We start from the raw sequence: 22,056 nt of genomic DNA, 5'->3' as shown, positions 1-22,056 counted from the left end.
GTGTGGTTCACCCCTAAAAAGAAAGGCAGTGTTACGTAAATTAAATTCAGTTAATCATCCCAGTTCTGTGAATGATTACATAACATATTTCAATGTTAATAATTGATGCTTCCGTATATCAATATGGAATTTTCGTACAATGGAGATCATTATTAACTTGAAGCCATTTTTTATTTGCTAGAATTAATGATGTTGGTGGGGATTGGTGTAAACTGATATACTTACAATTAGTTTATAGTGCATGGGCGATATTATAAATCAATCTAATATGGATCAGTCTTATTTATGATGGTGATTTTCACTTTGTTTTTGTTAGCGGTAGTGTATATTATTTGGATTTCTGCTTTTATTGATAGACTTACGAGGGGTAAAATAAAGGAGTAAAAGAGTATGTTCAAAATTGAAACAAAAAGGCTTATCCTACGGGATATGCATCCATCTGATGAAGAGGATTTCATCGCTATATCTCAAGATAGTAAATATCAACGTTTTTACAGTGAGTCAGACTGTGAACCAGATAAGTATCGACAGCTTACTAGACTGTTTATTGCTCAGGCGAGAGAGATCCCTCGTACATCCTATCAATTGGCGATCGAGTGCAAAGCTAGTGGGAAATTTATCGGCACAGTTTGTCTACGGCTTGAGCCGGATAAACAGGCATCAATCGGTTGTGGTATATCCCGAGCTCGTCAGGGGGATGGTTCAATACAAGAAGCTGCATATGCGTTGGTAGACTTTGCGTTCCGTGAGTTGAGAGTGCATCGCATTTATGCTGAAACCATCAGTCGGAATCATGCGGCAATTCGACTGTGTAAGCATTTGGGGATGAGAGAGGAGGCTTGTTTTCGAGAACATCGTTTCTTCAAGGGGCACTGGTGGAACACGGTCGTTCTAGCAATCCTCCATAGTGAGTGGAAACAAGTTGTGTGATTCATTGAGACCATTTCATTAAGTCTCATCATAAATACTAGCAATGTTATAAGAGTAATAAATCCTTAATGTCATGCCTCTATCGGCGAGCACTACCCCTAGTTGTCTGGCTGAGGCTTATGGCCACGAACAATAAGCCGAATTTGAGTTTAGCTTTCTACTAATTATTAGGATTGCTTATGAACGCCCAGACTGTGTGGCTTCCAACCGCACTCTACACGGCACTCATTCGGTTGCAGCTGAACAATTTCACTGCACAGGAGTGCGTAATTGCTGTATTTGGTGACAAGATTGAACGCCTGTCACAACAGAGACGCTATGGACTCATATATCGCAATCTGAAAAGGCTAGTCGATATGGGTCTCTTGGATTGACGTAATGTTGGCAATAAATGGCTGCGTCCCAATTACATCAAAACAGCGATATTTGATGAGGTAACCTTTCGGGAATACCTATTAGATCCAGAGGTTACAGTGACTCAGGTCGAGCAAAACGCTATCGTGGAAGTGAGAAATGAGGGGCTAAGGGAGCTGGAGGCCAGGGCACGCTCTTATCGATTTGAGCTACAGGAATACCAGGCTACGTTCTCCGAATATTGTGAGCTACGAACAGATTTCCCCGCACTAGAGACGACCATTGATAATGCAATCAGGCACACCTGTAAGGAGTTTCGTAGCTTACGAGGTCGATTGGCTGCCGTGGAGGAGGTGATGAGGGCGTTGGGGAGAAGCTCACGTATCGTGTTACTAGGGGCCAGGTCGGGTTATTCAACGATATCTACGATACTAAAACTCCTACCTGGAATGAGCTTCGCCAACACGTCTTTTTGAATCACAACAGCAGGGTATTTCTGATTTTTTGAGTAAACATTGCTTTCAACAAATCACTAACTCACTCAACCTAGAACCGTGTGCATAAAACTGGCGCTGACTATCAGAATCGAACTGATGACCTACTGATTACGGGTCAGTTGCTCTACCTACTGAGCTAAGTCAGCTGAATACATACCAAATAGTGACAATCAACATTCGGGTTTAAATAACCTACATTTTCGAAGACCTGTTTGTGTCAATCGTGTCTGTTGATTGTCAATCTACCCTCAAGATCTGTCAATAATCCAGTGAAACTCAGCGTGTCAATCGAGCCAACTCAATTTTATGAGTTGGCTCATGGTGTTAGAGCCCGATTTACAGGTCGGCAAACTCGGGGATATGGGCGCGTCCGCGGCTCTCGAGGAAATCGAGCAGGGCCCGGGGGGAGCGCACCAGGATCCGCTCCAGCGGAAAGCCCGCTTCGGTCACCAGACGGTGGCAATGGTCAAAATCGCCGAGGCTGAAAGCGACGTGGGAATCGGAGCCGAAAGTAAGGTAGGCCCCCAGATCTCGCGCTGCTTCAACGATGGCGCGGCAGTTTCCTTCGCTCCCCGGGCGCGAGTGAATGAATGAGGAGTTGTTGATCTCCAGCGCCACCCGATAGTCGGCCGCAGCCTTGGCCACAGCCTGAATGTCGATGGGAAATGAGGGGTTGCCCGGGTGGCTGATCATGTCAACCCGGCCGCTCTTGATGGCGTTGATCATCGCCTGGGTATGGGTTGCCTGATCGCAGGGAGGGAATACCTGCTCATGAAAACCCGCCATGATCATGTCGAGGCGCGACTCATAGCGCTCTGGGAAATCGATCTCCCCGTCGAGGTTTTTGATGTTGGCCTCGATACCCCGCAGGATCCCCACCCCTTCCACCACTCTTGGCAATATCGGCAAGTTGGCAAAATGCCAGACATGAGGGGCATCGGCCATCTCGGGGCCGTGATCCGTGGTGGCGAACAGCTTGATCCCCTTGGCTCTGGCGATGGGCAGATAGTCGTGGATGGTGCTGTAGGCATGGGTGCTGGCAATGGTGTGAGTGTGGGTATCGACCGGGTACTTCATCTTCTCTCCCCTCATATTTTGAAGGGGCAGCATAACAAAGTAGGGGGAATTGGGCCACGCCGGCACTTGCCACACTTTGTCACAAAATACCGAGGAACTGACATAGTCTGAGCGGAGCTGACTGGCATACTGGCTCCCGTCGATACATGCCTGAACTCGCATCGACAGTTTGCCGTCAGGATGATGCAAACTCACTTTCCCCACCGTCGCTCCCCGCGGCGGTTTTTTTTGCCTGTTTGCAGCCCTGCGGCCGTCAACCGGGCAAAAAAATGCCCAACTAGCAAGAAGCAGGTTGGGCGAGACTTAATGTTTAATTGCAGTGGCATAGATATAGAGTCTCGCGCTGTGGAGTTAGTTCCGACTTTTTAGCGCTTTTTCACAAAAAACATTCTGCTAACACCTATTCACAATCTCTTGACACATTGCGTTATGAAACGTACTTTTTAAACATTCGTTTAAGTGAGGTGTCCAGTGAGTAAAATCGATACCAAAAACCGTATTCTCGACGCCGCTGAAGTGCTGTTTGCCGAGCGGGGATTCGCCGATACCTCTTTGCGTCTGATCACCAGCGAGGCCGATGTCAATCTGGCTTCCGTGAACTATCACTTCGGCTCCAAGAAGGAGCTGATCCAGGCGGTGCTCGACCGCTATCTGAGTCTGTTCATGCCCGATCTGGATGCCCGACTGCGGGTGCTGATGGAGCAGGAGCAGCTGACCCTGCTGCAACTCTTTGAAAGTTTTGTCGAGCCGCTGATGAAGCTCTCGGCCGTGCGGGCCAACGGCCCGGCCATCTTCATGCAGTTGCTGGGGCGCGGCTATATCGACAGCCAGGGCCACCTGCGCCGCTTTATCACTGCCCACTATGGCCCCATTTTGCAGCGGATCACCCAGGCGATCTCCAAGGCCAACCCGGCCCTTTCGCCAGCGGATCTCTTCTGGCGCCTGCACTTCACCCTGGGCACCGTCGTCTTCACCATGGCCTCTGCCGATGCGCTGCGCGACATCGCCCTGGCCGATTTTGGCCAGCAACTCGATGTCGAGGGGCTGGTTCGCAACGTCATTCCTTATCTGGCGTCCGGAGTCGGGGCACCAGTGGAGTCGACCAGGCTCTCCCTGGCCGTGTAACAACCAACAATAAATCAACGGAAACAGTGAAATAGAAGGAACTTCGGTATGATCACATTGCTTATCCTGCTGGTGCTGGCGATTGCCGTTGTGCTCGGCGTCCCCTCACTGCGCAAACAGTGGGTAACCCGTCCTGTGTTCGGCATCTTCAAAAAGATATTGCCGCCCTTGTCGGCCACCGAGCGGGAGGCCATGGAAGCCGGCTCCGTCTGGTGGGATGGCGAGTTGTTTCGCGGCAACCCCGACTGGAAAAAACTGCACGGCTACGGCAAGGCCGAGCTGACCGCAGAGGAGCAGGCCTTTATCGACAATCAGGTCGAAACCCTGCTCGCCATGGTTGATGACTTCAAGATCGTCAACGAAACCAAAGACCTGCCAGAACCGGTCTGGGACTATCTGAAGAAGGAAGGCTTCTTCTCCCTGATCATCCCGAAATCCTACGGCGGCCGCGAATTCTCGGCGATCGCCAACTCCACCATCGTCACCCGCATTGCCACCAAGAGCCTGAGCGTGGCGGTCACCGTCATGGTGCCGAACTCCCTTGGCCCGGGCGAGCTGCTGATGCACTACGGCACCCAGGCCCAGAAAGATTTCTGGCTGCCGGGGCTGGCCAATGGCAAAGAGGTGCCCTGCTTCGCCCTGACCGGGCCGGAAGCGGGCTCCGATGCAGGTGCCATTCCTGACAAGGGAATCGTCTGCAAAGGGATGCACAAGGGTGAAGAGGTGCTGGGTATTCGCCTCAACTGGAACAAGCGCTACATCACCCTGGCGCCGCGCGCCACCGTGCTGGGACTGGCGTTCAAACTCTATGACCCGGAAAAACTGCTGGGTGACAAGGACGAGCTGGGCATCACCTGCGCGCTCATCCCCACCAGCCACCCGGGCGTGCGCGTCGGCGATCGCCACTACCCCATGGGTCTGGCGTTCCTGAACGGCCCGACCTTCGGCAAGGATGTGTTCATTCCGCTCGACTGGATCATCGGTGGCCCGGATTACGCCGGCCGCGGCTGGCGCATGCTGGTGGAGTGCCTCTCCGCCGGTCGCGGCATCTCGCTGCCTGCGCTGGGCACCGCTTGCGGTCACATGGCGAGCCGCACCGTGGGCGCCTACTCCTACGTGCGCAAGCAGTTCGGCATGTCCATCGGCAAGTTTGAAGGAGTGCAAGAGGCGCTGGCCCGCATCGGCGGCCTCACCTATCAGCTGGAAGGGGCCCGTCGCATGACCGCAGGTTCCCTGGATTTGGGTCAGGCACCGGCCATCGTCACCGCGATTTCCAAGTACCACATGACCGAGATGGCGCGCCAGATCATGGATGACTCCATGGACATCCACGCCGGTCGTGCCATCCAGCTGGGCCCGAAAAACTACACCGGCTACGCCTACATGGGGATTCCGGTCGCCATCACGGTGGAAGGGGCCAACATCCTGACCCGCAACCTGATGATCTTCGGGCAAGGGGCCACCCGCTGCCACCCGTACGTCTTTGCCGAGCTGGAAGCGGCGGCAGATACAGACGTGGAGCGCGGTCTCGAGAAGTTTGACGCCCTGCTGATGAAGCACATCGCCTTTGGCGCCGGCAACTTCTTCGGTTCCCTGTTCCAGGGGCTGACTCTGGGTCAGTTCAACAGCGCGCCGGTAGCCGGTGAAACCGCTCGCTACTACAAGCAGCTCTCCCGCATGAGTAAAGGGCTGGCCCTGTGCGCCGACGTCTCCATGCTGATGCTGGGTGGCGATCTCAAGCGCAAGGAGATGATCTCCGCCCGTCTGGGTGACGTGCTGAGCCACCTCTATCTGGCCTCCGCAACCCTCAAGCACTACGAGGATCAGGGCCGTATGGTCTCCGATCTGCCGTTCGTGCAGTACGCGGTGGAGCGCAACCTCTACCTGATTGGCAAGGCGTTCGAGGGCTTCTTCCAGAACTTCCCGAACAAGGTGGTGGGTGCCGTGCTCAAGCGCGTGGTGTTCCCGTTCGGCGTCGGTTACAAGATGCCGGCCGACGATCGTTGCCACGCCATCTGTCTGGCCATGATGAAGCCGGGCGAGTTCCGCGACCGTCTGACCGCCCTCTGCTATGTAGGCAAGGACGAGGCGGATCCGGTCGGCCTGATGGAGCGTGCCTTCCAGGCCATGGTCGCCGTGCAGCCCTACGAGAAGAAACTGGTGCAGGCCCAGAAAGAGGGCAAACTGCCCCGCAAACTGGCGCTGCCGGAACTGGTGGAAGCTGCGCTTGCCAAATCGGTGCTGAGCAAGGAGGAGGCAGACAAGCTGCTGGCAGCCGATGCCCTGCGCTACGAAGCCATTCAGGTAGACAACTTCGCCCCGGGCGAGCTGGAGGGAATGGCGCAGGCCAGCCCCATCCATCACGCCGCCTGACAAGCGATAATCAAAAAGGCCCCTTTCGGGGCCTTTTTTTATGGCAATCGCCACGCACTGACCGTTCGCACATCCTGCGTACAGCCAAGCAGGCCGGAGTTTGCTATCTTGCGGCCATCATTTGCGTTTAGAGCAAGCACAACCCATGAGCATTATTTTGGGCATAGACCCGGGATCGCGGATCACCGGCTACGGGGTTATCCGGGTCGTCGGCGGCAAGGCCGAATATCTGGGATCGGGCTGTATCCGCACCGACTGCGGTGAACTGCCCGAGCGCCTCAAGCAGGTCTATGACGGGGTATGCGAGATCATCACCCAGTTCAAGCCCACCGAATTTGCCATCGAACGGGTCTTTATGGCCCGCAACGCCGACTCGGCCCTGAAACTGGGGCAGGCCCGGGGCAGCGCCATCGTCGCCGCAGTCAACGCCTATCTACCGGTGAGCGAGTACTCTGCCACCCAGATCAAGCAGGCGGTGGTGGGCACCGGCGGCGCCAGCAAGGAGCAGGTGCAGCATATGGTGACCCATCTGCTGAAACTCTCCGCCACCCCGCAGGCGGATGCGGCGGATGCCCTCGGTGTGGCGCTCTGCCACCTGCACACCCGCCAGAGCCTGATCAAGATGGCAGGGCGCGCCAGCAGCTCGGTACGCGGCCGCTATCGCTGAACCTTGTTCACCCGCACTGCTCACCTCGGGATCGCCAAATAAAAAAACCGCCCCGGATATCCGGGGCGGTTTTGTTTGGCCCATCCGCAAGCCGGGGCGTTGCTAAAGACGAAATAGCTCGGCTTGGCACTCTGCGTTTGGCTAGACGAACAGGCTACCCGAGCGTACCGGAATACTCTCCTCCTGAGCTTGCAATAAAGGCAGCAGTTCGTGGTAACCAGCATGCAGCTTGTCGCAGGCAGCTTGGCATACTTCTGGATCCGCATGCTCATCCAGAGTGCACCACAACAGCAAATGCCCTCGACCATCCACCGTCAGTCTCGCCGGTTGCAAGGTCGATAGTGGACTGTTGACCTGCAACAGCAGCAGCATGACGCCGGAAAGCATTCTGGTGGGAAGCGGGGCGAGCGGCAGTGCCAGCACATATTGTCCATCGATTTTCTCGAACCATAGCTCTGGCGCATCCTCAAACCTGATCACCCGGCTCTCGCCCGCGGCGGGTAGAGCCAATCCCAGTGAACCCAACCAATCAATTAGCATATTTACTCCTTCATCATCCAGGAGCGAGCCTGAGTCACAGTGGTAGAGGAGAGAGGCTTGCTCCACGGTTTATTGCGGGCCCCATAGTTATCAGCCAGCTCCCGCAGGGCCTCATTGACCTCGGCCGACGTGGTCGCGCCGACGAGTGCGTGCTCGGTTTTACGCAGAAGTGCCACATTGCTGTCCGGCTGACCGGGGCGGAACAGGGAGGGGTAGATCACCTCATGAATGATGTTGTTCGCGACCGTGGCCACCTGACGACGGCTGGCCTCTTCCTTGCCCAGGTCCAGCGCGGCGAAACGCCCTGCCGGGCTCGGTGTATCGAGCAATCTGGCCAGCGCCGGGTTGTCTGCCTGATTGAGCTGCGCGGCAAGCCACTGCTGCCGGGCCGACGAGTCTGCAAGTGTACCAAGCTGCTCCAGAGCCTGCGCCAGCGAGCCAGAGAGATCGAGTCGAGCCGAGGGATCCTGCTCCAGTACAGATGCAACCAGTACCGAGAGCTGATCCTGAACTTCCTGACGAAAAAGGGCAGTTGCCTGGACATCCGGGGTGCGCTCTTCGGCCACCGCGGCAAAGTCCCGATCCGGGAGCGCCAGCAGCGCCGACTCCAGATCCTGGAACTGATAATCCTTGCGGCTGCTCTCCCGCCCTTCCAGATGCTGCCCGACCACATCGGCCAGCCTCTCCTGCAGATGCTGCTTGTCCGCATCGCTCATGGTGAAGTTGAGGGTGCCACTTAACGTGCCGCTGAAATCACCGCGCTCTGATTTGAGCGGTACTGTCACCACTTGGTCGGTCAACCCGTCAAGCCCTCTGGTTTGCAACGCCGAGCGTGCACCAACGGGAGCCCCAACTACCCAGTCTGCAATCGCCCCCTTGCGAGTACCGCGATCGGCCGGTTTCCCGCCCTCTTCTTCAAACTTGAGGATCAGGTTCTCGTGCTCGGCGATGGTGGCCCCCCGGGCCTCGGGATGGATAAGTTCAGGCACCGGGACGTTGAGCATGACGCCACCATCTTGCAATGACAGCTTCTCCCCCTGCACCAGGAAAGGTTGATGCTGCTCCTCCGGGCGACTGAACACCACCGGGAATGAGCCCGATATGTGCGCGGCGCGGGCAATCTCCATGTCTGGCGTCAGGCGGGCGTTAAACAGGATCATCTGGGGACGACCATCAAACATGCCGGTTCCCGTGATGTTCAACTCCTTGATGGCCGGAATATGGCGACCAAGCAGAGCCAGATCGCCGAAGGTCACACCGCCCCCCTGTTCGAGGCGCTGACGAATGGCTGCGACGTCGGGTCTGGTGGCCAGCTCGGGGTGAGACTTCAACTGCGCCAGAACCGAACTGCGTGACTCCTGCTTGAGTATCCTTTCGAGCGGGACGGCATCCGATTGCAGACGCGGAAAGATGTTGCTCAGCAGTTGTACGAAGCTGCCAAGTTTACCCAGCTTGAGTTTTTCGAGCACGCTGGCGATCGCTTTGCCTGCTTCGCCACTCATGTGCTGGGCCAGGCTGATCTTTTTAACCGGCGAATCAAGCAGGCTGATGAAGTCCATCTCGTCAGAGAGCGCCTTGAACTCGCTCGCGTTCATACCGGCAGCAAGCAGTGCGGCGGTAATGGCGCCGGCCGAGGAGCCAGAGAGTGTGCGGATCCCCTCCAGCTTACCCTGCGCCTCCAGTGCCTGGATGGCGCCCGGATAGGCAGCCCCTTTGGCGCCGCCACCACTGAGCACCAGGCTGGTGATGGGCGGCCGTGCCAGAGTAACGGATGCCGAGCCATCCTGCTGGCGAGTGATGGTCACCTGACGCGGGCCGCAGCCCTCACAGATCACATCGTTCTTGGCAGAAGCCGCCAACGGGGCATGGCTCACACTCTCCAGCCGGGGGCCGGATACGCCACCCAGAGTCGCGACAAGGCTGGGTGCACTCTCCTGCGGTCGGCCAGGTTGCGGCTCTACAGCAGGCGTGTGGGTCGATGGTGAAAGACTGGGGGCTTGCTGAATCTGCATGGCGCTTCTCCTGTTACGATGGAATTGTCCCCATTCTAGGGATGCAACCCGTGGTCGTTTGGCAACAGAAGCCGCGATTTTGTCAATGGGGGGATTTATTTTCTCTCGTGAACATCGGCGCGCTCCAGCGTCACCGCCATCGCCCGCGAGAGCGCGTCGAGCTGGCCATCGAGGCTGGCATCGATGATCCCCACCTCGGTTTCGAGGATGCAGCCCCCCTGATCGAGGCGGGCATCGGCAGAGATCTCGAGATAACCGATCTCGGGGAAATCCTTGTGCACCCGGGCAATCTGATCGCGCACCGCCTGTACCTGTTCAGGATTGACCCGCACCGTTACCTGCTTCTGGTTGCTCACCAGCGAGAGCGCCTCGCGCACCACCTTGAGGGTGAGCGCCACCTGATCGTAATCGTGCAGGATCTTGCGCACCGCCTGCAGCACCACCTCGCTCATCTGCTGCTCCACTGTGCGGTAGTATTGCTGGCACTGCAGCTGGGTCTGGTGCACCAGCACAGCCTGTTCGCGACGAGCCTCCTCGATGCCTGCCTGCCAGCCGAGCAGCTTCTGCTCCTCATAGACGGCGCGCGCCTCTTCGACGATATCGGCAGCCTGTGCCCGGGCGGCATCGACCAGCGCCTGAGCACTCAGATAGGCCTGATAGTCGTGACTGCGCAGGATCCGCTGACCGGGAGCCAGTTGCAGGTGTTCACTCTTTATTTCAACAAATGGCAGCATTGTGGCGTTACCTGTTTGGCAATTTTGAGACAGAGTGCGCGAGCGAGCGGCAGCTCGGCATCAGCCAGTGACCAGCCTGGGCGCTGGGGTGATACGGGCAGACGCAGTGCGAGGCGACGGGCCCAGGCGGGATGAGCCGCCCCCGCCGCAGCCAGCCAGAATTCCAAGCCAGTCGCCTCCAGCGAGGCACTATCGAGCGTGGCGGGCAGCGGTTGCTGCCAGCCGGCAGGCCAGGGGCCGATCAAGAGATCGAGGCGAGCGAGCAGCGATCTGTGCCCCTCCTCCCCCAACACCGCGATGATTTGGCGTAGCACAGGCGCTTGCAGGCAGTGGCGGATCGCCTCGCCATGGAGCACGGCACCGAGCTGGCGCAGCACGAGCGCCAGCACTTCGGCCGGAAAGAGCGCCAGCCCGCCAAGCTGCGCGGGCAGTTCGTAGTCGATAGCCAGTGCCAGCTCGTCGAGCAGGGCCTGATTGCAAGCAGGCAGAGTGCGCCACTCGGGCACACTCGCCTGCAGCCAGCGCCACGAGGTGGGGAAGTGCTCCTCGTGCAGATAGCTGGCCGGACAAAAGCGCAGTTGATAGGGGGTAAGGCCGACCGCCATCAACGACTCCGACGCCGGTGCCACATGAATTGGGCCAGATTGGTGGTCACCACCAGCGCCAGCAGGAGCGCGATCAGTCCACCCAGCCGCCATCTGGAGCCTTCACTCACCTCGATGGAAAAGAGGGTGGTATTGCGCGGCATCAGGGGGCTCTGGCGTACATCGGCCGAGGGTACCAGCACCACGCTGATCCGGTCATAGGCGAGCCCCTCGATGCTGTTGTTGACCAGCTGCTTGATCTGCGGGATGTAGGTGTCGAGCTGGATATCCGCTGCATGCTTGATAAAGACCGAGGCCGAGGCGGGCGATGGCTTCTTGCTGATCCCCTCGTTCCCTTCGGGCAATACCACATGAACGCGGGCCACCAGCACGCCATCGATCTCCGAGAGGGTGTGGGAGATCTCCTGCGCCTTGGCGTAGTTGAGGCGAGCCCGCTCCTCGGTGGGCGAGGAGATGAGGCCATCCTTGGGAAAGACATCCTGCAGGGTGGAGAAGCTCTCGCGCGGATACCCTTTGCGCTTGAGCAGTTCAACCGCCTGCGCCACATCGGACTCCTCGACCAGCAGCTTGATCTTGCCATCCTTGTCAGGCTGCTTGTCCGAGGAGATCCCCTCGGTGCGCAGCAGCGCCAGCATCTCGTTGCCCTCTTTCTGGTTCACCCCGGTATAAAGCTCCACCTTGCAGCCACTGAGCAGCAGGGAGGTGCACAGCACCCCCATCAGCATCGATCTCTTCACACTACCTCACTGGGTCTTCAACAGGGTTTCTACGTTCTGGCTCATCTTGCCCACGGTCTTGGCAATGAGCTCCTCCTGCATGGTGATCCGCATCAGCGACCACTGCATCTGCATCAAACTGTTGGGGTCATCGCCCGGCGTTGCCAGCTCGGCCTGCAGGCTCTGCTTGGCCTCGACAAACTGCTGCTTGATCTCGCCGATTTCGCCAAGCAATGTCCCACCGATCCCCTGAGCGTTGCCGCCCATCGCCTGCTCGAAGGTGACGATCTGGGCACCGGGAACATCCGCCGCTTTCAGCTCATCCAGGCTGGTCACCACGGCCTGCGCGCTTTGTGCTATCTCCATCACTCCTCCAGATCCAGTTTGTGTGCGTGACGCACCAGATTGTTGACCATGCCGTTGTGCGGGATCAGGGTCATCAGTTCGCGTCGGGCCAGCTCGGCCAGATAGTCGTTACCGGACAATGCCCCCTGCCCCCGCAGCTCTGCCATCACCTTGAGCAGCACCGTCTCCCGCCGTGACGAGCGCGGGTCAAACTCCCGCATCAGGGCGCGCAGCTCTGGCAGGTCGATGGCCGCCACCACTGGCAGCTGGCGCTCGCCAAAGCGTTCGATCAGCTTGCTCGCTACCGGCTTGAAGAGCAGGTCGGCTACCCCGGTCGCCTTGTCATCCTGCTGATAGACCTGCCAGAGCAGCTCGCGCCGGGTGGCGGCAGAGTGTCCCTCCAGCAGCGCTTCCAGCGGCGCTCCCTCTTTCCAACGCGTCAGCAGGGCGCTGCTCTCCTCTTTGGCCAGCAGCCGCTCAAAATGTTGCCGCTCTGCCGCTGCAGGCGGGGGCAACCCCGGCGGCGTCACCGCAAGTGGACGGACGCCCTGTTCGTTACCATCGACCTTCATGAGGCGATCTGCTCGCGCATGCCAGCGGCAAACTGCTGCAAGGAGGAGAGCTCGCTCTGCTCAAGCCGGGCCAACCGGCTCTGCAGTGCATCCAGCCGTGTCAGCCGCCATTCGCACAGGGCGAGCCAGGGTTCCAGTTCGGGGGTATCGCACCCTTTGCCCAGCGCCAGAGCCCCCTCGTAATCTCCCCGGTTCATCAGGGAGGAGAGGCGGATCAGGGTGACACACTCGCTCATCTGCGGATCGCTTGCGAGCCAGTCGGCGATGGCGGCGGCCTGCGAGTGACAATGATGACCAGTGCCGGCCAGTGCCAATTCGGCCAGCTGCCGTTTCAGTTGGCGATCCATCGTCACACCTTCTGCAAGATGCCCTGCATCAGATCTTTCATGCTGCGGGTCACGGTGGAGTTGATGTTGTAGATCACTGACCACTTGTTGATCTTGTGTTGCAGCTCGGCCAGCCTGGCGGGGTCATCGGGATTATCTTTCAGTGCGTCAATCGCAGCTTTTACGTCATTGTTGGCATCGTTCGCCTGCTTCTTCAGCGCCTCGGCGACGTTATCCAGGGTATTCCCCGGGTTAAAAATGGGTTCTGCCATCTCTTATGCTCCTTTGATCTGCTCAAGTATCTGCATGCCCGCCTCGATGGCGTCCGCTTCCTGTTGCCACTGCCGGTACTGCTGCGGAGATCCCCCGCGCATCAGCTGGCGCTTGACCTCCCCCAGCGCCTGCACCAGCTGCTCCTGCAGCGCGCGGGCGAAGGCGGGATCAGCGCCGGACAGTCGCGTTTCCAAACTGGTCATCATGGCTTTCGCCCCCTTTCAATCTGACGATGTATTGCTGCTTGCCCTTGCTCACCACCACGGCATCGCGCTGGATAGAGAGGATGCGAACTCCGTTGGCTGTCGCCCCTCCGACCGGGTAGCGGCGGTTATCCGCCAGGGTGACGTAGGGCACCCGACCGAGGGAAACACTGCGCACCTCGAACTCCAGTTCATCCTGACGGGGCGTTCGGCTCTGGTTGATCAGCTCCAGCATGGGGTGAGAGCCGAACTCGCGGCGAAACTGCAGCTGCAATTGCTGAAATTGCGCCAGCCTCGCCTCATCCAGCTGACCTGACAGCTCGATCCGGTCGCGCGATTCACTCACCCGCAGCAAACCGGCCAGTCCCTGCTCCTGCAACAGGGCATCGAGTCGCTTGCGATGGGCTCCGGCCACCTGCACCCGGTTTTCGATGCCAAGTAGCCCCGGCACCTCCTGCTTGAGCAGGGATTCAATGCTGTTCCAGCGGGCGTCCTGTGCACTGATGGCACCGCTCAAGCGCAGCCAGCCGGGCTCCTTGCCATTGCGGATCTGCAACTGTTCGTAACCGAGCTTCTGCAGAATGAAACCCGCCCCCTGACGCAGATCTTCCATGGTGCGCAGATCGAGACGATAGTTGAGCCCCTTGCCATCAAGGTACTGCTGCAGGGCAAGACGGTTGCCGTTCTCATCCACATATCCCGAGAGCAGCCAGAGTTCGGGGTCGCTGCTGTTGAGCACCACCTGGCGATAGGCTGGCGCGGCAAGAAAGCGCTTGAGCTCCTGCTCATTGCGAGCGGTATCGCTCTCGCTGCTCCCCTGCCACCAGCCGTGACCAAGCATCACAACCACCGCCATGACCAGCGACAGGCAGAGGCCAACCAGCCACCACTCGGCACTGCCGGCACGCCGCTGTGGTCGTGTCGGTACCGCCATGGCTGGCAACGCCTCCAGCTGTTCGGGCAGCGACCGGCTGCTGTCGCAAAAGCTCCAGAGCAGGGGACCAGCCTCCAGCCGGGTACCGGCTATCAGCTGGGCGCCGGTCTCCAGTGCCACACCATCCTGAGTCGGCGTGATGCCCTCTGCCCACCCCTGCAGGTTGATCCCTTCGGCCGACACCAGCAGCACCAGATGCTCGGGGGCCATCCCCTCATCCACCAGCACCAGATCGGCCAGCAGCGGATCGGAGCCGATGACCAGACGCCCTTCCGGCAGAGCAACCTCTACCCCGCGGTTAAGCCCGCGATATACGCGGCACTTCCAGCTCATCGGCCAGCTCCGGCCGGGGTCGCCTGCATGCACCAGCTGGCCGCCGGGGTACATTTTTGATCCTTCGCCATCTCGACCAGACGCCAGCCCAGCTCATTGCCCATCCGGCACTGGGTAAGGGCGGAGCTCTTGCCCCCCTGGCGCAGCAGTTTTTGCACGTCCCGCGCCGCTGCCAGCGGCTGGCACTGGGCACCACCCAGCACCTTGCCGAGGGAGAGGCTCTGGTTGGAAATCTCGTCGACGCCTAGCACTCCGGCACGCATATCCTGGCCATTGCCCAGCGCCAGATAATGGGCGATACCGTCATCGATCAGACGAGGTTCGATGATAAAGAGCCGCACGGAACGACGGGTCTGGGTCTCCTTGCTGCGAAACAGCGCCCCCAGATAGGGGATGTCGCCGAGGAAAGGCACCTTGCTCAGGTTTTCACTCATCTCGTCGCGGTAGATACCACCGATCAGCAGGCTCTGGCCGTGGCCGACCCGGGCGATGGTATCCACCACGGTACGGCTGATGGTCGGGATGCCGTCGATGCCGGAGCTGTTTGGCTTCTGATTGCCATCCTCGATATGGAGGCTCAGGCTGATCTCGGGCTTGTCACCCATCTGGATCACCCGTGGCGTCATCCGCAACATGGTGCCGTAGGTAATGTCCTTCAGTTCTGCCACTCGCTCCCCACTGATCTTGACGTAGTAGGTTTCGCTGTGGTCGATCACCGCCTGGGTATTCTCCTGAGTCAGCAGGGTCGGGCGGGAGACCACCTGGGCATTGCCCTCGTTCTCCAGCAGATTGACCCGGGCCAGCAGATAGTCGAGCCCTTTGGAATCCACCAGACTGCCGAGGGCGGCGCCCCCTTCAATGCCCTTGCGATCGCCGGTGGTCTTGATGATCACCTGCTGGTTGGAGCCGGTGCGGATCCCCACTCGCCAGTCCACCCCCAGCTGGGAGAGATCCTCGGCATTGATGTCGATGATGGAGAGGGCCACTTCGATACGGGCCGCCGGTTTGTCAAGCGCCGCAATCAGCTTGCCGTACATCGCCATCCGCTCCGGCGCATCGCGCACAATCACGGCGTTGAGAGAAGGATCGGCCTGCACGATGGCCTGACCGGAGGCAACTTGCCCCCCTTTGCTCCCCTCGCCATTCACCATCTGCACACCCGCATCGGAGAGCAGTCGGGAGAGGATGGTCGCCACGCCGGGGGCATCCACGCTGGTGTCGCGATACTGGATGGAGCGATCGGTGGCGGAGGCATATTTGAGCGGGAAAATCTCGATGGCGAGCGGCCCGGTCTTCTCGCTGCGCAGTTGGGACTGCTGCTCCAGTGCCACCGCCGTCTGCTCGATGAGTTCGAGATAGCGCGGCGGGCCCGAGACATAGACCAGCCGGTTATCGGCATCGGGGCGCCAGCCAAAGCGGGGTTCCCAGATACCGGCGCGCTGCAGCGCCTGTTTCAGCTCGGCGGCACCGGTCTGTTCCAGATTGATGAGGCGAGACTGTACTTCACTGTTCTTGAAGACGTAGAGCACGTTGCCGTCGTAGTACCAGACCAGGTTGTAGAGAGAGGCAAGCTGCTGCAGGAAGGCGAGCGGTTCATCGTGCTCGAACTGGCCGTTGACCTGATCGTTGACTTTATCGCTGACTACCACGGAGACCTCGTAGTTGGCCCCGAAGTTGACCAGCACATCCCGCAGGCTCTCCCCCTCCGCCACATAGCTGTAGGGCATGGGCACCCAGTCGAGCTCCTGCGCCATCAGCGGACGCTGCCAGGCCGTGATGGCCAGCACCAGCCAGCAGAGCGAGCGGATCACTCTTTGCACGCTCAAGGGTGCCATATCATCTGTCTCCATTGGGGGGCCAGCGCAGCCTCGGTCAGCTGGGGTTCCAGCCGTTCCAGCAGGGTGATGTGCTGGCTAATCCTGAGCTCCAGTTGTGCTTCGTCGAGCCACTCCAACGCCAACCGGGCTTCCAGCTGCAGGTTGCCCAGCTCATCCAGCACCAGGGCATGCGGGGTGTGACGCCCCCAGGCCACCACCTGTTGCAACAGGCGCTTGAGCAGGGCCGGATCATGGCTCTCCCCCTCGCCGTGACGGGTCGAGGTGAGAGGGGTGCTGAGCAGCAATTCGCTCGCTCCGGGGGTCAAAAAGAGGGGATAACCATCGAGTCGCAGATGGTACCTACCCTGTGCGTCGGCAACAAAAGGCCCTTGGCCAAGTTTTGCGGCCAATCGATTCAGTAGCGTTTGCATAGTTCCTCGGGCTATCTAGGGCGCGGGAGGCTGCCAGTAGAAGTGATCCTGAGCGAGGGCGATGCCCCGGCCCGTCAGCCACTCATGCAGTGTGTCGCCAGCAGCGGCATCGTCGGGCAGCGCCTGCAGGGCTTGCCAGCAGGTACCAAGCTCAAGCGGCACCGGCAGCAGCCGCTCAAAGGGGACCTGCTGCCCCTGCTCTGCGTACCAGGCCGGCCAGGCTTGTTGCAACCGCGCTTCACACTGCACCTGCAACTGCGCCAGCTCCTCCTCACGTTCGTTCACGCTGGCGAGCTGCTCGGCAATCCGGCGTTCGAGGCCGGATGGCACATCAACCACGGTTTGCCAGAAGAGTGACTGGGCATTGAGCTGGCGGCGCATCAACTGCAGCTGATCCAACTCGTTGAGGCAGGCGCCATAAAGCGGCTCCAGACGCTGTACCCACCAGCGGTGGAGGGGATAAAGCACCCAGTGCCACAGCCGCTGCGGATCGGCCAGATTGATGCTATCCCCCAGCTGTTGCAACCAGTCATCACGCTCACTGCCCGCGAGGCGCAGCAGCTGTTGCAGCTCCTCACGGGAGACGGCCAGCGCAATATCGAGACGGCGCTGAAACCAGATAGACCCGAGCAGGCGCTCCAGACGGGTTCTTGGCAGCAGACGCTGCAGCAACGCCATCTGCTGGGAGCTGATCACGCCGGCGTCCTGATAACGGAGCACGGACTGTCGTCCCACCAGCTGGGCCAGATTCAGGCTCTCTGGCTGGACAACGGCAACCCGGCGACCTGCGAAGAGGCCCTGATTGGGTGATGTGTGATCTTGCTGACTCATGCTATGCCTTGCTCATCTTGCTGCGGGCAATTTATGGAATAATGTTTCGGTATGCTGGCTATTCTACCCATGGCTCTGCCCTGCGACTTATAAAAAACGTCAGATTATTTTAGTCCGGCGTTAATCTTTGCCATGACGGGCACGGCTCGGGGTACAACCAAAACGGCGCCGATAACTCTGGGTGAAATAGGACTGGCTGGAGAATCCCGCCTCCATCGCAATATCGACGATACTCATCTCGCTATTGAGTAATAACTGATGAGCGTAGAGGATCCGCTGTTCGCTGATCCAAGCTCGGGGCGATACGCCATATATTGCGCCAAACAACTCCTTGAATGTGGTCAGCCCCATGCCGAACTCTTTGGCAAACTCGCTGAGCTTCCACTCCATCAGATAATGTTTTTCCATGAACTGCTGCAACCGCTCGACCTGGCGATTGCTCAGCTGGCGCAAAATGGACATCAATTGCGGTCCCTGTTCGCCAAAAGCGAGCAGAAAAAGCAGCTCTTCGGTTCGCAACCGGGCCAATTCGGGAGGATGTTCATGCTCCATCAACCCCTGCAAGCCCTGGATGGACTGGTTGATCAGAGGGGATGCATGAAAGGGCAGCAGGCTGGGAGCAATCCCCTCAACCCGGCTGACCTCGCTCAGCAGTGAACCGAAACGCTGCAGAAAACCCTGCAAAAAGGTGTTGGAAAGGGGGATCCAGAGCAGGTGGCAAGGCTCGTCACCGGTCGTAACCGCATAACTGCCACGGCGCACGAATATCAACTCGTTGGGGGATAACTCATAGGTATCGGTGCAGTCCTGCCAGCTCATCGCGCCATCCAGGAGAACATATATTCCCTCCTGGCGGTGTTCAATGACGCTGAAAGCAGACATGCACCACTGGAGCAGGGCCATATCGCCCTTCTCTGTGGTTGTAATGCCCTTCATTTTTGTTTTCCTGAATCTGCGTGTATTGCGAGTAGCACCTCGGCAGAAAAAGGCTCCGTCCGGGTGGTTTATTATTGGTGTTTATTTTTCTTAGTTATGAATGTCATCATTAAGCGATGCTCATGAATTTAATCAACACTTAAATGAGAGAGAAATCCTACAACAATCACCAGCATAAAAACCAGCCAAAAATTAGAGTCATGACACTACTGATACAATTGATAACGCATTTATCAGGCCTTTTCCTTACGTCATTAAATAGTTCGTTACAGAAAGAAACGCGGCAACCCAGTTGATAAATTAATAACCAGTTGATTTCCAGCTTGTTTATTAGATACGCCTTATTATTGACACAATGGATAACAAGGGCGTGGCTGCAATGAAATTACCAATGGGCGACTATTTAAAACCTTAAAAACTTTTTGCTGACCCGTTGCCTGAATCGCACCATTGCCAATAAACCGCAAACGGGTACGCACATAGAGTTCACCCTCTCCCCACTGCAGAGGTGTCAGCCGCATATCAAAAACCAGAGGTAACATGGTCAGCTCATAACGGGTTGAGGCCACCTGCAGTGGCCGTCCTTCCATCACGCTCAAAACTGTCACCTCCACGGTGGCAGGGCGGGGTAAATCGGCATTGAGGCGCACCTCCCCTGTCAGGCTCTGCGACACAGGAGGGACAACCGTGGTACTGACGCAACCACCGAGAGTCAGCAGCGCGAGCAAGAGCAGCGTTCTCATAACAACCGGATCCTTCTCTCGGTCAGCGGCTTGTGCTCGCCCTGCTGCAGGCGATCCAGCATCTGCTCCTGCACGCTGCTCAGCGCAAGAGTGCGGCGCAATGCCGCCGCCAGCGGCACAGGTTCAACCAACGCATCACGGTTGCTCACGGCTCTACCGGCAAAGCAACCCGTCGCAGAGCGTTCTGCCGCAGATACCAGCTGGCTGGCGCTCGATTCCTGGATCTTCATGGTCACACCCGTACTCCCATCACCTCGTCACTCTTGCTGACCGGGCCAGGTCGTGGCTGCAGCAGCTCCTGCCAGAATTCGGCATGCTCCAGCATGCTGGCCAGACTCTCTTCAAGCTGGGTCAGGGTCAGCCGCGAGGCCGACATCTGGCGGTAGAGCTGTACCGTCAGGCTCTCTTCATCGAAACCAAAGTGGAGATTGAACTGATACCAGTTGCGGTTGAAGCTGGCCAGCTGGCGAAAGATCCCCTCGCCCACCTGATGCAATTCGGCCACATCGACCTGCATCACCAGGTGATCCCGTTCGGGCACCAGAATGAGGGAGAGCTGCAAGTGCTCGTCAAAACAGAGTGCTGCCACCCCCTCCCGGTTCAGGGTCAGGGAGGGCAAACCATATTTGGTGGCAAACTCGGCGAGCAGCCGATTGATGATGACAGTGGCGTCCATGATTTCCTCCAGCAGAGAGGAGAGGATGGTAGCTCGCCATCCCGATGGCGGCTGTCACTCAGAGGCGGCTCTTTTAAGAAAAGTGGTCGGCACACGAAAAAGGCGCCCGTCGGGCGCCTTGCTGCCTGCCCGCGTCAAGCAACCCCGAAGGCTGCCTTGAGCGTCTGGTTGAGGGTCTGGGAGTACTGCTGCATCAGCTGCAGTACATCCTTCATGAAGTTGGCATTGAAAGCCATGTTGTCTTCAATTTTCTGCTTCTCGGTCTGGCTGATGGTCGCCTTGACTTCATCTTCCTTGGCCGTCGCCTGGCTCTCGCCCTGGGCAACCTGCACCGCCGAGTTGCTCATCTGCCCGATGGACTGGATCACGGTACTGGCAATCTGTTGCCGGCTGTTATTGGCATCAAACGACTTGTTCAGCGTCTTGAGGGTTGCCTTGTCGTTCTTGATCCTTGCCGTCAGTTCTTGTCCCGCGTCCCCCATCTCGAGGCCAGCAGACTTCTTGATATCCCCTATCTGCTTCAGCTCCTGCTGGCGCCCGGCGATATTGGCATTGAGAGCCTTGTCCTGCTTGATCGCCTTGGCAGACTTGCTCATGGAGAATCCTCCGGTAATGGCCGAAAAACCGGCCATTACACCGGATACCACCGCCATGACGATCATCAGCTTGGCGCCGCTGCGCATCTCGGCGACCTGCGCTTTCTGGCTGTCGATCACCTGCTGGTTCTCCATGTCGCGCTGGGTCAGTCCCATCTGGCGCGCCAGACGAGCGAGCTGGAAGAGCTGCGACATCAGGTCGAGAGTATCGTTGAGCACCGCTCGGGCCTGTTCCAGCTTGGCACCGTCCAGCCGCTGGGTCGGGGCCGGCAACTCGGGGCCGCCCTGACGCTTGACTTCACTGCCGGAGGTGATGCTACCGGCAGCATGGGTCGTTTCACGATTGCCTGCCGCAAGGGGCTGCTCGACCCCTTCGCTGAACAGGGCATTGGCACGGATCGGATTGAAGGTGCTGTCGTTAATGTTCATAGGTCCATCTCCTTATATGGCGGCCGGTCTGCGGGCAAGATTGCTCATCATCTCGCCCCTTGCGCTGATCATCTGGAAGATCATCTCCATGGTCTCCTGGAATGCCTCCAGGATCTGGGATAAGGCCTCCTTGAGCTTGTCGATCACGGCCTGCAGCTGGGTCATCTCGCTCTTGCTCTGTTGCAAATCGGCCTGGGCATAAAGCGCAGCAGACTCTTTGGATGACTGAACCGATTTGGTCACCCCACCGCTCACATCGAGCAAAACGTCGGTGCCCTGGGTGCCCATCTTCATCACCTTGGCCGTATTGCCTGTCAGTTTCATCGCCTCGACCGACCCCTTGGCCGCAAATCGACCAGCCAGATCACCCACTTTGGTCACCAGCTTGGCGCTCATTTCAGCGGCAGTCCCACCGATCTTCGCCCCGACCTTGGTGATAATGCTGCCGATCGAGGTGCCAAAACTGGCCACCATGGAGAGGACGGCAAGGGCAATCTCTATCCCCATCAGAGCAGGCCCCAAATGCTTCATCACCTCTTTGGATATAAGCCCCGCCTCGGCGGCATGCTGCACTGCCATATTGACCATGCCGACCACGCCGGCGGCGATCATCAGGGCGCCAGCGGCAGCACCCACCCCGGTCGCTACCATGATGGCACCGATAACGACGGAGGCGATGGCGCTGAGCCAGCCGAAAATCTTGCCGAAGATGCCCGCTTTCTTGGCCTCCTTGGCACTCTCCTCAGCCTCTTTGATCTTCTCCTGGTTCTCGCCAATCTTCTTCTCGTTCAATTCACGAGCGCGGCGGATATCGTCGAGTTTCAGCTTGGTCTGGGTCCGCTCCAGATCGCTGGTGAGCTTGCCCAGCTCAATCTCGAAGGCTGCCGGCGAGGTAAAGGCAGCCGTCACCAGGGCGCCGACACGGGGCAGCAGCTTGCCGCTGTTCTCCACGGTCTCGCGAACCAGCCGGCTGATCTCTGC

25 protein-coding genes and 1 tRNA gene are annotated in these 22,056 nt (G+C 58.5%); 4 read left to right on the top strand and 22 right to left on the bottom strand.

The genetic code is table 11. The features are described 5' to 3' along the window. Positions 1-390 precede the first annotated feature (390 nt). Positions 391-930 (top strand): GNAT family N-acetyltransferase, encoded by a 540-nt coding sequence (locus tag AACS24_RS15580; protein WP_108571225.1) that lies wholly within the window; start codon positions 391-393, stop codon positions 928-930. Positions 931-1,851: 921 nt separating this feature from the next. Here the strand turns inward: AACS24_RS15580 and AACS24_RS15575 are convergent. Both AACS24_RS15575 and AACS24_RS15570 read right to left on the bottom strand, forming a co-directional pair. Next, positions 1,852-1,927, bottom strand: a tRNA-Thr gene (locus tag AACS24_RS15575). A gap of 190 nt (positions 1,928-2,117) precedes the next feature. Continuing rightward, entirely contained in the window at positions 2,118-2,858 is a 741-nt protein-coding gene (locus AACS24_RS15570) for a phosphatase (RefSeq protein WP_108571224.1), read from the bottom strand. Positions 2,859-3,329: 471 nt separating this feature from the next. On the opposite strand from AACS24_RS15570, the gene AACS24_RS15565 reads away from it, so the two are divergent. The 3 genes from AACS24_RS15565 to ruvC all read left to right on the top strand — a co-directional run bounded on the left by AACS24_RS15565 (position 3,330) and on the right by ruvC (position 7,023). Continuing rightward, a complete protein-coding gene (locus tag AACS24_RS15565) occupies positions 3,330-3,983 on the top strand; it encodes a TetR/AcrR family transcriptional regulator (protein ID WP_005334507.1) in 654 nt (217 codons plus the stop codon). A 48-nt stretch (positions 3,984-4,031) separates the two neighbouring features. Then, complete coding sequence (locus AACS24_RS15560) at positions 4,032-6,356, top strand: acyl-CoA dehydrogenase (RefSeq protein WP_108571223.1); 2,325 nt, start codon at positions 4,032-4,034, stop codon at positions 6,354-6,356. 145 nt (positions 6,357-6,501) lie between these two features. Further along, the gene (ruvC, locus tag AACS24_RS15555) at positions 6,502-7,023 is read left to right on the top strand and encodes a crossover junction endodeoxyribonuclease RuvC (protein WP_043850424.1); all 522 of its coding nucleotides are present in this window, start codon (positions 6,502-6,504) and stop codon (positions 7,021-7,023) included. Between the two features lie 141 nt (positions 7,024-7,164). Here ruvC and AACS24_RS15550 read toward each other — a convergent pair whose 3' ends face one another. The 20 genes from AACS24_RS15550 to sctE form a co-directional block, all read right to left on the bottom strand. Further along, positions 7,165-7,563, bottom strand: coding sequence for a hypothetical protein (locus AACS24_RS15550; RefSeq protein ID WP_033113152.1), 399 nt, complete (start codon positions 7,561-7,563; stop codon positions 7,165-7,167). Positions 7,564-7,565: 2 nt separating this feature from the next. Next, a complete protein-coding gene (locus AACS24_RS15545) occupies positions 7,566-9,575 on the bottom strand; it encodes a patatin-like phospholipase family protein (RefSeq protein WP_108571222.1) in 2,010 nt (669 codons plus the stop codon). Between the two features lie 95 nt (positions 9,576-9,670). Beyond that, positions 9,671-10,309 (bottom strand): HrpE/YscL family type III secretion apparatus protein, encoded by a 639-nt coding sequence (locus AACS24_RS15540; RefSeq protein WP_108571221.1) that lies wholly within the window; start codon positions 10,307-10,309, stop codon positions 9,671-9,673. Continuing rightward, positions 10,288-10,914: a SctK family type III secretion system sorting platform protein gene (locus AACS24_RS15535; protein WP_108571220.1), complete on the bottom strand. Its 627-nt coding sequence runs from the start codon at positions 10,912-10,914 to the stop codon at positions 10,288-10,290. The genes AACS24_RS15540 and AACS24_RS15535 overlap by 22 nt, the downstream gene beginning before the upstream one ends. Then, a complete protein-coding gene (sctJ, locus tag AACS24_RS15530) occupies positions 10,914-11,651 on the bottom strand; it encodes a type III secretion system inner membrane ring lipoprotein SctJ (protein WP_181364199.1) in 738 nt (245 codons plus the stop codon). Before sctJ ends, AACS24_RS15535 begins: the two co-directional genes overlap by 1 nt. A gap of 6 nt (positions 11,652-11,657) precedes the next feature. Further along, positions 11,658-11,996, bottom strand: coding sequence for a type III secretion system inner rod subunit SctI (sctI, locus tag AACS24_RS15525; protein ID WP_108571219.1), 339 nt, complete (start codon positions 11,994-11,996; stop codon positions 11,658-11,660). Continuing rightward, positions 11,996-12,547: a YopR family T3SS polymerization control protein gene (locus AACS24_RS15520; protein ID WP_108571218.1), complete on the bottom strand. Its 552-nt coding sequence runs from the start codon at positions 12,545-12,547 to the stop codon at positions 11,996-11,998. The genes sctI and AACS24_RS15520 overlap by 1 nt, the downstream gene beginning before the upstream one ends. Further along, positions 12,544-12,894, bottom strand: coding sequence for a YscG family type III secretion system chaperone (locus tag AACS24_RS15515; protein WP_033113158.1), 351 nt, complete (start codon positions 12,892-12,894; stop codon positions 12,544-12,546). Before AACS24_RS15515 ends, AACS24_RS15520 begins: the two co-directional genes overlap by 4 nt. Positions 12,895-12,896: 2 nt before the next feature. Continuing rightward, positions 12,897-13,145: a type III secretion system needle filament subunit SctF gene (gene sctF / locus AACS24_RS15510; RefSeq protein ID WP_042031485.1), complete on the bottom strand. Its 249-nt coding sequence runs from the start codon at positions 13,143-13,145 to the stop codon at positions 12,897-12,899. A gap of 3 nt (positions 13,146-13,148) precedes the next feature. Further along, positions 13,149-13,352, bottom strand: coding sequence for an EscE/YscE/SsaE family type III secretion system needle protein co-chaperone (locus AACS24_RS15505; protein WP_033113160.1), 204 nt, complete (start codon positions 13,350-13,352; stop codon positions 13,149-13,151). Beyond that, a complete protein-coding gene (gene sctD / locus AACS24_RS15500; RefSeq protein WP_108571233.1) occupies positions 13,315-14,616 on the bottom strand; it encodes a type III secretion system inner membrane ring subunit SctD in 1,302 nt (433 codons plus the stop codon). The genes AACS24_RS15505 and sctD overlap by 38 nt, the downstream gene beginning before the upstream one ends. Then, entirely contained in the window at positions 14,613-16,466 is a 1,854-nt protein-coding gene (gene sctC, locus AACS24_RS15495) for a type III secretion system outer membrane ring subunit SctC (protein ID WP_181364198.1), read from the bottom strand. Before sctC ends, sctD begins: the two co-directional genes overlap by 4 nt. Continuing rightward, complete coding sequence (locus tag AACS24_RS15490) at positions 16,439-16,864, bottom strand: YscB family type III secretion system chaperone (protein WP_041208843.1); 426 nt, start codon at positions 16,862-16,864, stop codon at positions 16,439-16,441. Before AACS24_RS15490 ends, sctC begins: the two co-directional genes overlap by 28 nt. 15 nt (positions 16,865-16,879) lie before the next feature. Then, positions 16,880-17,695 carry a T3SS regulon anti-activator ExsD domain-containing protein gene (locus AACS24_RS15485; RefSeq protein WP_108571216.1) on the bottom strand — a complete coding sequence of 272 codons (816 nt, stop codon included), beginning with the start codon at positions 17,693-17,695 and terminating at the stop codon, positions 16,880-16,882. A 120-nt stretch (positions 17,696-17,815) separates the two neighbouring features. Beyond that, a complete protein-coding gene (locus tag AACS24_RS15480) occupies positions 17,816-18,631 on the bottom strand; it encodes a helix-turn-helix transcriptional regulator (RefSeq protein WP_108571215.1) in 816 nt (271 codons plus the stop codon). Between the two features lie 344 nt (positions 18,632-18,975). Continuing rightward, positions 18,976-19,374, bottom strand: a complete 399-nt coding sequence (locus tag AACS24_RS15475; protein ID WP_108571214.1) for a YscW family type III secretion system pilotin — start codon at positions 19,372-19,374, stop codon at positions 18,976-18,978. Then, on the bottom strand, positions 19,371-19,604 hold the full coding sequence (locus tag AACS24_RS15470) for a T3SS regulon translocated regulator ExsE family protein (protein ID WP_108571213.1): 234 nt from the start codon (positions 19,602-19,604) through the stop codon (positions 19,371-19,373). The genes AACS24_RS15475 and AACS24_RS15470 overlap by 4 nt, the downstream gene beginning before the upstream one ends. A 2-nt stretch (positions 19,605-19,606) precedes the next feature. Further along, positions 19,607-20,050 carry a type III secretion system chaperone gene (locus tag AACS24_RS15465; RefSeq protein WP_033113167.1) on the bottom strand — a complete coding sequence of 148 codons (444 nt, stop codon included), beginning with the start codon at positions 20,048-20,050 and terminating at the stop codon, positions 19,607-19,609. Between the two features lie 134 nt (positions 20,051-20,184). Further along, on the bottom strand, positions 20,185-21,075 hold the full coding sequence (locus tag AACS24_RS15460) for a YopD family type III secretion system translocon subunit (protein WP_108571212.1): 891 nt from the start codon (positions 21,073-21,075) through the stop codon (positions 20,185-20,187). Between the two features lie 12 nt (positions 21,076-21,087). Then, positions 21,088-22,056, bottom strand: a 969-nt coding sequence (gene sctE / locus AACS24_RS15455; RefSeq protein ID WP_258222949.1) for a type III secretion system translocon subunit SctE, incomplete at its 5' end; no start/stop codon positions are given.

The organism is Aeromonas sp. HMWF016 (genome assembly GCF_963878195.1).
GTDB classification, from domain to species: Bacteria; Pseudomonadota; Gammaproteobacteria; order Enterobacterales; family Aeromonadaceae; genus Aeromonas; species Aeromonas lacus.
This window is presented reverse-complemented; position numbering and strand designations above follow the sequence as displayed.